The organism is Kitasatospora sp. NPDC029367, from assembly GCF_055569135.1.
The window spans coordinates 42276-54490 of record NZ_JBVHYH010000064.1 but is presented as its reverse complement, the minus strand read 5'-3'; the positions used below and the strand labels follow the sequence as shown (position 1 = coordinate 54490).

The following is a 12215-nucleotide window of genomic DNA, read 5'->3' as shown; positions in this document are numbered from 1 at the left end:
CCCCCCCCCCCCCCCCCCCCCCCCCCCCCCCCCCCCCCCCCCCCCCCCCCCCCCCCCCCCCCCCCCCCCCCCCCCCCCCCCCCCCCCCCCCGCCCCCACATCCACCACCCACGCGGACACCCCCGAACGCACTACGGAGGCCCAGCGGTGCACGACCTACCGCAGCAGCTGGCCAACGGCCTGATCCTCGGCGCCCTCTACGGACTCGTCGCGATCGGCTACACGATGGTCTACGGCATCGTCCAGCTCATCAACTTCGCCCACGGCGAGATCGTCATGGTCGGCGGCTTCGGCGCCCTGACCGCCTACCTCGCCCTCCCCGGCGGCACCACCCTCTGGCTGGCCCTACCCCTCATGCTGATCGCCGGCATCCTGGTCTCCACCCTCACCGCCGTCGCCGCCGAACGCTTCGCCTACCGGCCGCTGCGCAACGCCCCCCGGCTCGCCCCCCTGATCACCGCGATCGGGCTGTCCATCTTCCTCCAGCAACTCGTCTTCTCCTTCTACCCCGACGCCAAGAAGGCCCGGGTCTTCCCCAAGATCCCCGGCGACCCCTTCTCCTTCGACTTCCCCAAGTTCGTCCAGGAGTACCTGCACCTCGGCTCCGTCACCTTCCAGCGCAGCGACCTCTTCCTGATCATCGCCGCCCCGCTGTGCATGCTCATCCTCGGCTGGTTCGTCACCCGCACCCGCTCCGGCCGCGCCATGCAGGCCACCAGCCAGGACCCCGACACCGCCAAGCTGATGGGCATCGACACCGACCGCATCATCGTCATGGCCTTCGCCATCGGCGCCGCGTTCGCCGCCGTCGCCGCCGTCGCCTACGGACTGCGCAGCGGTCAGGTCGACTTCCGGATGGGCTTCATCCTCGGCCTCAAGGCCTTCACCGCCGCCGTCCTCGGCGGCATCGGCAACATCTACGGCGCCATGCTCGGCGGCCTCGCCCTCGGCCTCGCCGAAGCCCTCGCCACCGGCTACATCCAGCACCTGCCCGGCATGCACCTCTTCGGAGGCGGCGCCTGGAAGGACGTCTGGGCCTTCGTACTCCTCATCCTCGTGCTCCTCGTCCGGCCCCAAGGCCTGCTCGGCGAGCGCGTCTCGGACAGGGCGTGACCACCATGACCACCACCAGCACCGAGACCACCCCGGTCATCCCCCTGCCCGCCCCCGCCGCCACCGCCCTCACCGGCCTCGGCGCCCTCCTCACCGCCGCCTCCGCCGCCATGTCCTGGACCTGGACCAGCGACTTCCCCGGCGACCTCACCTACTACGGCTCCCCCGCCGGACTCCAGTGGCTCGCCGTCGTCGCCGGCGTCCTCACCCTCGTCCTGCTGCTCGCCGCCCAAGGCGTCCCCGGCCTGCGCTGGGCCGCCCCCAGCCGCAGCAACAACGCCGTCCTGTTCGCCGCCACCGGCGCCCTCGCCGTCGCCGCCTACTCCGTCACCGCCATCTCCGTCGAACTCGGCGGCCTCGCCAACCTCGAACCCGGCGGCTGGGTCCTCGCCGCCGGCGGCCTGCTCGGCGTCCTCGGCGCCCTCGGCCTCCCCCTCGACCGGCGCACCGCCGTCCCGCTGCGGATCCTCGACAAGCGGCTCTTCCTGCTCGTCCCCGCCGCCCCCATCGGCTGGTTCGCCGCCCACGCCATCCCCGACGACCAGCCGGTCGCCCCGGTGATGACCGCCCTGGCCGGCGCCCTCGCCATCGCCGCCGGCGTCGTCCTGCTGCTCCAGCTCGGCCACCTCGCCAACAGCCGGATCCGCCTCGGCACCGTCGAACGCCCGCTCCCCGCGGCCCGCCAACTCCCCTCCTGGGCCGAGGTCCTGCTCATCGTCCTGGCCTTCGGACTCGGCCTGTACGCGATCACCTTCGGCATCGACACCGAGTACGGCGAACTCTTCATCGGCTACCTGCTGCTCGCCGCCCCCTCGATCGCCGCCCTCGCCAAGTCCGGACTGCTCGGCCGGCTGCGCGCCCTGACCGTCAAGTACCGCCCGGTCACCACCGGCGCCGCCTTCGCCGCCGCCGCCAGCTTCCCCTTCACCCAGAGCAGCGACCAGTACACCTCGGTCGCCACCAACATCCTGATCTTCGCCACCGTCGCCCTCGGCCTCAACATCGTCGTCGGCCTGGCCGGCCTGCTCGACCTCGGGTACGTCGCCTTCCTCGGCGTCGGCGCCTACGCCGCCGCCCTGGTCTCCGGCTCCCCCGCCTCGCCCATCCACGTCCAGTTCCCGTTCTGGGCCGCGATGCTCACCGGCGCCGCCGTCTCCATGGTCTTCGGCGTCCTGATCGGCGCCCCCACCCTGCGGCTGCGCGGCGACTACCTCGCCATCGTCACCCTCGGCTTCGGCGAGATCTTCCGCATCACCATGCTCAACCTCAACGGCACCACCGGCCCCAAGATCACCAACGGCTCCAACGGCATCCCCCGCATCCCCGACCTGGAGATCTTCGGCTTCGACCTCGGCAAACCGCACACCGTCGGCGGCATCGAACTCGGCCGCTTCTCCAACTACTACCTGCTGATGCTGCTGGTCACCGCCCTCGTCGTACTGATCTTCGCCCGCGTCGGCAACTCCCGCATCGGCCGCGCCTGGGTCGCCATCCGCGAGGACGAGACCGCCGCCGAAGCCATGGGCATCAACGGCTTCCGCCTCAAGCTCCTCGCCTTCGCCCTCGGCGCCTGCCTGGCCGGCCTGGCCGGCACCGTCCAGGCCCACGTCAGCTACACCGTCACCCCCGACCAGTACACCTTCGCCGAAGCCCTCCCCCCCAACTCCGCCTTCCTGCTCGCCGCCGTCATCCTCGGCGGCATGGGCACCATCAGCGGCCCCCTGGCCGGCGCCACCCTCCTCTTCCTCATCCCCAAGAAGCTGGAATTCCTCTCCGACTACCAGCTCCTCGCCTTCGGCGCCGCCCTCATCGTCCTGATGCGCGTCCGCCCCGAAGGACTCATCCCCAACCGGCGCCGCCAACTCGAGTTCCACGAAGCCGCCATCCCGGCCCAGCCCACCGGCGAACCGGGCGCACTCACCAAGGCAGGGGCGTGACGCGCCAGATGACCACCACCGCAACGCCATCCACCGCAACCACCCTGCTCGACGTCACCGGCGTCACCATGCGCTTCGGCGGCCTCACCGCCGTCAACGACGTCTCCCTCACCGTCGGCGAAGGCGAGATCATCGGCCTCATCGGCCCCAACGGCGCCGGCAAGACCACCTTCTTCAACTGCCTCACCGGCCTCTACGTCCCCACCGAGGGCACCGTCCGCTACCGCGGCACCCAACTGCCCCCCAAACCCCACCTCGTCACCCAGGCCGGCATCGCCCGCACCTTCCAGAACATCCGGCTCTTCGCCAACATGACCGTCCTGGAAAACGTCCTCGTCGGCCGCCACAGCCGCACCAAGGAAGGCATCTTCGCCGCCATCCTCCGCGGCCCCCGCTACCACCGCGCCGAAGCCGAAAGCCGCGAGAAGGCCATGGAACTCCTCGCCTTCACCGGCCTCGCCGAAAAGGCCGACCACCTCGCCCGCAACCTCCCCTACGGCGAACAACGCAAGCTCGAGATCGCCCGCGCCCTCGCCTCCGACCCCGGCCTGCTGCTCCTCGACGAACCCACCGCGGGCATGAACCCCCAGGAGACCCGCGCCGCCGAGGAACTCGTCTTCGCCATCCGCGACCGCGGCATCTCCATCCTCGTCATCGAGCACGACATGCGGTTCATCTTCAACCTCTGCGACCGCACCGCCGTCCTCGTCCAGGGCCAGAAGATCGTCGAAGGCGACCGCGAGACCGTCCAGAACGACGAACGGGTCATCACCGCCTACCTCGGCGCCCCGCTCGAAACCCCCGCAACACCGGAGGACCCCAAGTGACCGCGCTCCTCGAGGTCGAGGACCTCCGCGTCGCCTACGGCAAGATCGAAGCCGTCAAGGGCATCAGCTTCACCGTCGACCAGGGCGAGGTCACCACCCTCATCGGCACCAACGGCGCCGGCAAGACCACCACCCTGCGCACCCTCTCCGGCCTCCTCAAGCCCACCGCCGGCCGGATCACCTTCGACGGCCAGGACCTGAGCACCGTCCCCGCCCACAAGATCGTCGCCCTCGGGCTCGCCCACTCCCCCGAAGGCCGGCACATCTTCCCCCGCATGACCATCGAGGAGAACCTCCTCCTCGGCGCCTTCCTGCGCACCGACACGGCGGGCATCCAGTCCGACGTGGAACGCGCCTACACCCTCTTCCCCATCCTCGGCGAACGCCGCAAGCAGGCCGCCGGCACGCTGTCCGGCGGCGAGCAGCAGATGCTCGCCATGGGCCGGGCCCTGATGTCCCAGCCCAAACTGCTGATGCTGGACGAGCCCTCGATGGGCCTCTCCCCGCTGATGATGCAGAAGATCATGTCCACCATCGTCGAACTCAAGGCGTCCGGTACGACCATCCTCCTGGTCGAACAGAACGCCCAGGCCGCCCTGTCGCTCTCCGACCGCGGCTACGTCATGGAGACCGGCCGTATCGTCCTCTCCGGGACGGGCGCCGACCTCCTCCACGACGAGTCCGTCCGCAAGGCCTACCTCGGCGAGGACTGACCCCGCACACGCGAAAGGGCCCGGCGGATCCGATCCGCCGGGCCCTTCGCCTGCGCGCTACTCGCCCTTGTCGCCCTCTTCCGCCTTCTTGCGGTCCTGGGCCTCGCCCTCCTCGATGACCGCCTCGGCCACCGCCGCCATCGTCATCCGCCGGTCCATCGAGGTCTTCTGGATCCACCGGAAGGCAGCCGGCTCGTTCAGCCCGAACTTCGTCTGCAGCACACCCTTGGCGCGGTCCACCAGCTTCCGGGTCTCCAGCCGCTGGGTGAGATCCCCGATCTCCTTCTCCAGCTCCCGCATCTCGGTGTACCGCGACACCGCCATCTCGATCGCCGGCACCAGGTCCGCCTTCGAGAACGGCTTCACGATGTACGCCATCGCCCCCGCGTCCCGCGCCCGGTCCACCAGCTCCCGCTGCGAGAAGGCGGTCAGCATCAGGACGGGAGCCAGGTGCTTCTCGTGGATCTGCTCGGCGGCGGAGAGCCCGTCCAGGATCGGCATCTTCACGTCGAAGATCGCCAGATCCGGCTTCAACTCCTCCACCAGCCGCACCGCCGTCTCCCCGTCGCCGGCCTCACCGACGACGGTGTACCCCTCCTCCTCCAGCATCTCCTTCAGGTCGAGACGGATCAGCGCCTCGTCCTCGGCGATCACGATCCGGGTGATCTGGGGCATATCGGTCTCAAGCGGCTGTGCCTGCTCGTCGGCGGTGCTCACTGGGCTCCTAGTTCCGGCGGGGTACTGCATGCACGAGGGTACCTAGACACGGTATGTTTGAACTCGGCAGGGTCGGGGGGCAACCTTCGAAGCTGCGGGCGCCCCGGTAGCCCAGCGGAAGAGGCCATGGTCTCAAACACCATACAGCGTGGGTTCGAATCCCACCCGGGGTACTTTTCCTTCAATTCCAAAGTCACTTAGGCAAGCCTAATCGTTGGCGATCTTCATTCGTTCGGGTGGAAACGATTCCGTTCGCCTGCGCATTCGGCTTACGGGTCGCAAGATCGCCCGTATGGCAGTTCGATCCACTCGCGAAGAAGCCGTCCACCTCCTGCGCCGAGGCGTTGCTAACGCTGATGTTGCTCGGCGCCTGGGTGTCCCGAAGGGCACGGTCTCCTGGTGGAAGCACCAGGACCTCGCCAAACACAACAAGCTCCCCGGCCGCAAGCGCTCCACGTGCATGCACTGCCACGGCGATCAGATGAACCGCCCTGCATACGCGTACCTCCTGGGCCTTTACCTTGGGGACGGCCACATCCTGATGCCTGACGACTACTGTCGGACCCAGACCCTCCATATCACCTGCGACGACAAGTGGCCTGGGGTCATGGACGCCGTCGAGGAAGCGATGCGGCTAGTCTTTCCGAGGAACAAGCCCTGCCGAGTCCGGCGGACCGGCTGTCACAACGTCAAGGTCTACTCAAACCACCTGACCTGCCACTTCCCCCAGCACGGCCCCGGCAAGAAGCACGAGCGAACCATAGCCCTGGAGCCCTGGCAGCAGGAGATCGTGGACGCCCACCCCTGGGAGTTCCTGCGCGGCCTCATCCACTCCGACGGCTGCCGCATCACCAACTGGGCGACCCGCACCGTCAACGGCGTCACGAAGCGCCACGAGTACCCGCGGTACTTCTTCACCAACACCTCGACCGACATCATCGGCCTCTTCACCGCCACCCTCGACGCCGTCGGTGTCCAGTGGAAGGCATCGATCCCCCGCCCGACCGGCCAGGTCAACATCTCCGTCGCCCGCAAGGAATCCGTCGCCCTGATGGACGCCCACATCGGCCCCAAGTACTGACAACGCCATGTACGACATGGCCACGCGCCGGCGCGCGCTCGACCTCCACGCATCAGGCCTGACGTTCAGCCAGGTCAGCCGCGCGACGGGCATCTCCCGCTTCGCGATCCGCGAGTGGGCGTCCGGCACAGTCCCCAGCCCTCGCATGACCGCCGAGTGCCCGGTCCGCGACGGCCGGCTCGACCCATCCCGCCCACGCGCGGAGTACGCCTACCTGCTCGGCCTCTACCTCGGCGACGGCTGTATCAGCGAGGGCCGCCGCAAGGTCCACGCCCTCCGCATCGCCTGCTGCGATGCCTGGCCCGGCCTCATCGACGAGTGCGAGCGGGCCGTCTCCGCCGTCATGCCGCACAACAAGGTCAACCGCGTCCGCGCGCCCGGCTGCACCAGCGTCGTGAGCACCAGCAAGCACTGGCCCTGCCTGTTCCCGCAGCACGGCCCCGGCCCGAAGCACCTGCGGTCGATCTCCCTGGCGCCTTGGCAGCAGGAGATCGTGGACGCCCACCCGTGGGAGTTCCTGCGCGGGCTGATCCACTCCGACGGCTGCCGCATCACCAACTGGGCGACCCGCACCGTCAATGGCGTCACGAAGCGCTACGAGTACCCGCGGTTCTTCTTCACCAACACCTCGACCGACATCATCGGCCTCTTCACCGCAACCCTCGACGCCGTCGGCGTCGCCTGGAAGGCCGCTCCGCGCGCGACCGGCGCCACCAACATCTCCATCGCCCGCAAGGACTCCGTCGCCCTGATGGACGCCCACATCGGCCCCAAGTACTGACAGCGGCGCGACCCCTGGAAGGGCCGCGCCGCGTACGAAGCCTCAGTCGTCCAGGGTCCCCACGTGGTGGACGCGGACGAGGTTGGTGGAGCCGGCCAGGCCAGGCGGGGAGCCGGCGGTGATGACGACGATGTCGCCCTTCTGGCAGCGGCCGAGGGAGAGCAGGGCCGCGTCGACCTGTTCGACCATCTGGTCGGTGGTCGGGGCGAAGGGGCCGAGGAAGGTCTCCACGCCCCAGGTGAGGGCGAGTTGGCTGCGCACGGCCGGTTCGTAGGTGAAGGCGAGCACCGGGATGGGCGAGCGGTAGCGGGTGAGCCGCCGGGCGGTGTCGCCGGACTGGGTGAAGGCGACCAGGTACTTGGCGTGCAGGAAGTCGCCGATCTCGGCGGCCGCGCGGGCGACGGCGCCGCCCTGGGTCCGCGGCTTGCTGCCGGTGGTCAGCGGGGGCAGTCCGGCGGCCAGGATGTCGTTCTCGGCGGCTTCGATGATCCGGCCCATGGTCTTGACCGTCTCGATCGGGAACTTGCCGACCGAGGTCTCGCCGCTGAGCATCACCGCGTCCGTCCCGTCGAGGACGGCGTTGGCGACGTCGGAGGCCTCGGCGCGGGTGGGCCGGGAGGCGTTGATCATGGAGTCGAGCATCTGGGTCGCCACGATGACGGGCTTGGCGTTGCGCCTGGCCAGCTTGATGGCGCGCTTCTGGACCAGCGGGACCTGTTCGAGGGGCATCTCCACGCCCAGGTCCCCGCGGGCCACCATGATGCCGTCGAAGGCGTCCACGATGGAGTCGAGGTTCTCGACCGCCTGCGGCTTCTCGATCTTGGCGATGACCGGGACGTACCGCCCCTCCTCGGCCATCACCCGGTGCACGTCCTCGATGTCGCGCCCGGTGCGGACGAAGGAGAGCGCGATCAGGTCGGCGCCGGTGCGCAGCGCCCACCGCAGGTCGGCGACGTCCTTGTCGCTGAGTGCGGGGACGGAGACGGCGACGCCGGGGAGGTTGAGGCCCTTGTGGTCGGAGACGAGTCCGCCTTCGATGACGAGGCATCGCACCCGTGGTCCGTCGACGGCGACGACTTCCAGGGTGACGCGGCCGTCGTCGACGAGGATGCGTTCGCCGCGGCTGACGTCGCCGGCGAGGCCGGCGTAGGTGGTGCCGCAGATGTCCTTGTCCCCCACGACGCCGTTGTCGGTGGAGATGGTGAACTCGTCGCCGCGTTCGAGGAGTACGGGCCCGTGGGCGAAGGTGTCGAGTCGGATCTTCGGGCCTTGGAGGTCGGCGAGGACGCCGACGCTCCGGCCGGTCTCGTCGGCGGCCTTGCGGACGCGACGGTAGCGTTCTTCGTGTTCGGCGTGGGTGCCGTGGCTGAGGTTGAAGCGGGCGATGTCCATTCCGGCGTCGACCAGGGTCTTGATCTGCTCGTACGAGTCGGTGGCCGGCCCGAGGGTGCAGACGATTTTTGCTCGGCGCATACTGCTGAGGGTAGGCATTACCGGCGCGTAACCTCGACGTGGTTCCGGACTGCGGGATGACCTTTGTCGTAAGGCGAGTTGAACAATCTGACACTTCCTCAAACCGGTGTGCGAGGGGTCCGGCGAGGGGTCCGGCGCGGGGTCCGGCGAGGGGTTCGTCGAGGGTTGCTCGGGCGCCCCGCCGGAGCCCCCCTTCCGATGCGATTCCGTGAAACGGTGTTCACCCCTGGTTCACCGCACCTTCCGCCCGTGCTCCCCGCCCGGCGGGACGCTCGTCACCCCCGGGTGACCGCATCCGGGTGGCGGAGCAACGAGGGGGAGGCGCTCGCGATGAGACGACGCGCTCTGGGGGTGCTCGCAGCCCTGGCCCTGCTGGGCGGGGTGACGTACGCGCTGGTCCCGGAGGATGCCGGGACGGGCCCGGCGAAGACGGTCACGGTCACCGGGCTGATCGGTTCGGAGAAGCGGAGCTTCTTCGAGAACGCCGAGGTGAAGGCCGAGTTGGCGAAGCAGGGGGTGGAGGTGCGCGCCGACTCGACCGGTTCCTGGACGATGGGCGAGCAGGCGAGGAGCAGTTCCGGGCTGGACTTCGCGTTTCCGGCGAGCACGGCGCCGGCCCACGAGATCCAGCGCGACTGGGGGTTGCAGGACTCCCCGCTGGTGCCGTTCTACTCGCCACTGGTGGTGGTGGCGCACGCGCCGGTCGCGCAGATCCTCAAGGAGAGCAACCTGGCCGCGCGGGACGATTCGACCGGTGTGTGGACGTTCCGGATGGACGAGTACGTCCGTGCCCTCAAGGCCGGGCGCAAGTGGCAGGACCTGCCGGGCGCGGGGAGTCACGGGGAGTTGTCGGGCCCGATCTTCGTCACCACCACCGACCCGGAGAGTTCCTCCTCGGGGGCGCTGTACATCGCGCTGCTGTCGTACGTCCTGAACAACAACCTGGTGGTCTCCGACGACGCCGGGGTCGAGGCCGTCCGGCCGGTCCTGTACCAGGCGACCGCGCTGCAGGGCGGCCAGAAGAGCAGCAGTGACGAGCCGTTCCGGGACTTCCTGGCCGGGGTCGGCAACCCGCTGATCTTCGGCTACGAGTCGCAGGTCGCCGCGATGGCCGTCCAGGGCCAGCCGACGGGGGACATGGTGGTGATGTACCCGGACACCACGGCCTACTCCGACCACACGATCATCGCCCGCACCGAGAACGGCCGGAAGCTCGCCGGACTGCTGCAGAACGACGAGGCGCTGCGCGCCCTGGAGGTCCGGTTCGGCTTCCGTCCGCAGGCGGCCGGCGGCGCGTTCGCCGACCGGGTGAGGGACGTCAAGCAGCCGGTCTTCGCCCAGGACCTGAACGCGGCGAGGGTGAAGCAGGCGACCGTCCCGTCGCTGGACAACCTGACCAAGCTGACCAAGGCGGCGAAGGGGAGCCCGAAGTGAACCTCCTGACGAAGCGGCCGGCCCGGCTGGCCGCCGTCCTGGCGGCGGTGCTCGCCGCGGTGACCGCCTGCACCTCCTCCCCCGCCCCGGCGCCGGTGCCGAACCCGAGCGGCTCGCTGGCCGAGACGGCGCGCCCCGGGGTGCTGCGCGTCCTGGCCGGCAGTGAACTCCAGGACCTGCAACCGGTCCTGGACGACGCCCGGAAGGCGACCGGGGTGACGGTCCAACTGGCGTTCGGCGGCACGCTGGACGGTGCGGACGCCATCTCGGCCGGCCGGGCGGACGGCAAGTACGACGCGGTCTGGTTCCCGTCGAACCAGTACCTGCGGCTGGATCCGACCGGCAGGTCCAAGGTGCTGTCGGAGACTCCGGTGATGGTCTCCCCGGTGGCCGTGGGGGTGCGGTCCTCGGTCCTGGCCGACCTCGGCTGGGGGGACGGTTCGAAGGTCACCTGGGCGCAGATCGGCGACGCGGCCGCGGCCGGGAAGCTGTCGTACGGGATGTCCGACCCGTCGCGCTCCAACTCCGGCTTCTCCGCCCTGGTCGCGGTGGCCTCGGCGTTCTCCGGCGCGGGCGCGGCGCTGACCGCGGCGGACGTGCAGAAGGCGACGCCGCAGTTGAAGCAGTTCTTCACCGGCCAGAAGCTGACCTCGGGTTCCTCGGGCTGGCTGGCGCAGGCGTACGCCAAGGCCGAGCCGGGCCGGGTCGGCGCCCTGGTGAACTACGAGTCGGTGCTGCTGTCGCTGAACCGGACCCTGCCGGCGGACCAGCAGCTGACGGTGGTGCGCCCGGTGGACGGCGTGGTGTCGGCGGACTACCCGCTGTCGCTGCTGTCCTCGGCGGGGCAGGGCGAGCGGGAGTCCTTCCAGCGGCTGGTCGGCTACCTGTTGAAGGAGGACGTGCAGAAGCGCATCTCGGAGCTGACGCTGCGCCGCCCGGTGTCGGCGGGGGTGGCCCCGGCGGCGGGGCTGCCCACCGACCGCCGCCGTGAGCTGCCGTTCCCGGGCACCCGGGAGGTGGCGGACGGCCTGCTGGCCTCGTACCAGAACGAGCTGCGCCGCCCGTCCCGGACGGTGTACGTGCTGGACACCTCGGGTTCGATGGACGGCCAGCGGCTGGCCTCGCTCAAGGCGGCGCTGGGCCGGCTGACGGGTACGGACGACACCCGGGGGCTGCGCCGCTTCCGGGACCGCGAGGAGGTCACGCTGATCTCCTTCGCGTCGGCGGTGAAGTGGTCGAGGACCCACGTCGTCCCGGCCTCGGGCAGCCAGCCCGGTCCGGAGTCCGAACTGGCGGCGATCAACGCCGACGTCCAGTCGCTGCGGGCCGAGGGCGGTACGGCGCTGTACGACTCGCTGGAGCAGGCGTACCGGGTGATCGAGGCGCAGCAGAAGGCGGCGGGGGACGACCGGTTCACCTCGATCGTGCTGATGACGGACGGGGAGAGCAACGAGGGCGCGACGGACGGGGACTTCAGGCGCTTCCACGACGGGCTGCCGTCGGGCGAGAAGTCGATCCCGGTGTTCCCGATCAAGTTCGGGGAGGCGGCGGTGGGTCAGTTGCAGGGGATCGCGGACGTCAGCGGGGGCAAGCTGTTCGACGGCGGGGGTTCGCTGGACGGGGTGTTCGAGGAGATCCGTGGCTACCAGTGACGGGTACGGCCGGTGGCTGCTGCGCTACCTGGAGTCGACCAGGAACCTGGTCGGCTGCGGGGGCGGCGCCATCGGGCTGGGGCTGCACTTCGCGGGCCTGGGCGGGTCCTGGTGGCCGGGGGTGGTGGCGGGCCTGTACGGCGTCGGCGCCCTGCTGACGCCGGGCCCGCCGCCACCGCCGCCACCGCCCCCTCCTCCGCCGCCACCGCCACCGCCTCCGGCGCACCCCGAACTGGACGGGCTGGCCGCCTATCTGGAGACCGTCCCGCTGCCCGCTTCCGCCGGGGTGGACGCCCTGCTGGTGGCGTTGCGCGAGGCCGGTCCCGGCCCGGTGGCCGATCCGATCGTCCGGCACCGCCTGCCGGTCGCGGTGGACGGCTACCTACGGGCTCGCGCCTGGCTGCCGTGGGCGGAGCCGGACGCGCCGGACCCGGCGGCGGAGCTGGGCCGCGAGGTGAAGCAGCTGTCGGCCGAACTCGACTGACCG

Annotated in this window: 11 protein-coding genes and 1 tRNA gene; 10 read left to right on the top strand and 2 right to left on the bottom strand. The window is 70.3% G+C overall.

The window, feature by feature from the left end; all coding sequences use genetic code 11:
- Positions 1-147 precede the first annotated feature (147 nt).
- The 4 genes from ACZ4W5_RS28495 to ACZ4W5_RS28480 are packed head-to-tail and all read left to right on the top strand — an operon-like array spanning position 148 to position 4590.
- Entirely contained in the window at positions 148-1113 is a 966-nt protein-coding gene (locus ACZ4W5_RS28495; protein WP_360234530.1) for a branched-chain amino acid ABC transporter permease, read from the top strand.
- Between the two features lie 5 nt (positions 1114-1118).
- Complete coding sequence (locus tag ACZ4W5_RS28490) at positions 1119-3050, top strand: branched-chain amino acid ABC transporter permease (protein WP_360234527.1); 1932 nt, start codon at positions 1119-1121, stop codon at positions 3048-3050.
- An 8-nt stretch (positions 3051-3058) separates the two neighbouring features.
- Positions 3059-3877, top strand: a complete 819-nt coding sequence (locus tag ACZ4W5_RS28485) for an ABC transporter ATP-binding protein (protein ID WP_360234524.1) — start codon at positions 3059-3061, stop codon at positions 3875-3877.
- Positions 3874-4590, top strand: a complete 717-nt coding sequence (locus ACZ4W5_RS28480; protein WP_360234521.1) for an ABC transporter ATP-binding protein — start codon at positions 3874-3876, stop codon at positions 4588-4590. The genes ACZ4W5_RS28485 and ACZ4W5_RS28480 overlap by 4 nt, the downstream gene beginning before the upstream one ends.
- Positions 4591-4647: 57 nt before the next feature.
- Here ACZ4W5_RS28480 and ACZ4W5_RS28475 read toward each other — a convergent pair whose 3' ends face one another.
- On the bottom strand, positions 4648-5265 hold the full coding sequence (locus tag ACZ4W5_RS28475; RefSeq protein ID WP_360234888.1) for an ANTAR domain-containing response regulator: 618 nt from the start codon (positions 5263-5265) through the stop codon (positions 4648-4650).
- Positions 5266-5407: 142 nt separating this feature from the next.
- On the opposite strand from ACZ4W5_RS28475, the gene ACZ4W5_RS28470 reads away from it, so the two are divergent.
- The 3 genes from ACZ4W5_RS28470 to ACZ4W5_RS28460 all read left to right on the top strand — a co-directional run bounded on the left by ACZ4W5_RS28470 (position 5408) and on the right by ACZ4W5_RS28460 (position 7169).
- Positions 5408-5480, top strand: a tRNA-Leu gene (locus ACZ4W5_RS28470).
- A gap of 119 nt (positions 5481-5599) precedes the next feature.
- Positions 5600-6388, top strand: coding sequence for a helix-turn-helix domain-containing protein (locus ACZ4W5_RS28465; protein ID WP_465657734.1), 789 nt, complete (start codon positions 5600-5602; stop codon positions 6386-6388).
- 7 nt (positions 6389-6395) lie between these two features.
- Entirely contained in the window at positions 6396-7169 is a 774-nt protein-coding gene (locus tag ACZ4W5_RS28460; protein WP_465657732.1) for a transcriptional regulator, read from the top strand.
- A 42-nt stretch (positions 7170-7211) separates the two neighbouring features.
- Here the strand turns inward: ACZ4W5_RS28460 and pyk are convergent, their stop codons facing one another.
- Positions 7212-8642: a pyruvate kinase gene (gene pyk / locus ACZ4W5_RS28455; RefSeq protein WP_465657730.1), complete on the bottom strand. Its 1431-nt coding sequence runs from the start codon at positions 8640-8642 to the stop codon at positions 7212-7214.
- 330 nt (positions 8643-8972) lie between these two features.
- On the opposite strand from pyk, the gene ACZ4W5_RS28450 reads away from it, so the two are divergent.
- From ACZ4W5_RS28450 to ACZ4W5_RS28440, 3 genes are read left to right on the top strand one after another with little or no spacing between them, the layout of a single operon-like run.
- A complete protein-coding gene (locus ACZ4W5_RS28450; protein ID WP_465657729.1) occupies positions 8973-10076 on the top strand; it encodes a hypothetical protein in 1104 nt (367 codons plus the stop codon).
- Positions 10073-11728 (top strand): VWA domain-containing protein, encoded by a 1656-nt coding sequence (locus ACZ4W5_RS28445; protein ID WP_465657727.1) that lies wholly within the window; start codon positions 10073-10075, stop codon positions 11726-11728. The genes ACZ4W5_RS28450 and ACZ4W5_RS28445 overlap by 4 nt, the downstream gene beginning before the upstream one ends.
- Positions 11715-12212, top strand: a complete 498-nt coding sequence (locus ACZ4W5_RS28440; RefSeq protein ID WP_465657725.1) for a hypothetical protein — start codon at positions 11715-11717, stop codon at positions 12210-12212. Before ACZ4W5_RS28445 ends, ACZ4W5_RS28440 begins: the two co-directional genes overlap by 14 nt.
- Positions 12213-12215 lie beyond the last annotated feature (3 nt).

Excerpts from the sequence above, each read along its gene's own strand:
- ACZ4W5_RS28475 (WP_360234888.1), bottom strand. The coding sequence starts at position 5,265 with ATGCCCCAGATCACCCGGATCGTGATCGCCGAGGACGAGGCGCTGATC.
- pyk (WP_465657730.1), bottom strand. The coding sequence starts at position 8,642 with ATGCGCCGAGCAAAAATCGTCTGCACCCTCGGGCCGGCCACCGACTCG.
- ACZ4W5_RS28465 (WP_465657734.1), top strand. The coding sequence starts at position 5,600 with ATGGCAGTTCGATCCACTCGCGAAGAAGCCGTCCACCTCCTGCGCCGA.
- ACZ4W5_RS28485 (WP_360234524.1), top strand. The coding sequence starts at position 3,059 with ATGACCACCACCGCAACGCCATCCACCGCAACCACCCTGCTCGACGTC.
- ACZ4W5_RS28460 (WP_465657732.1), top strand. The coding sequence starts at position 6,396 with ATGTACGACATGGCCACGCGCCGGCGCGCGCTCGACCTCCACGCATCA.
- ACZ4W5_RS28450 (WP_465657729.1), top strand. The coding sequence starts at position 8,973 with ATGAGACGACGCGCTCTGGGGGTGCTCGCAGCCCTGGCCCTGCTGGGC.
- ACZ4W5_RS28490 (WP_360234527.1), top strand. The coding sequence starts at position 1,119 with ATGACCACCACCAGCACCGAGACCACCCCGGTCATCCCCCTGCCCGCC.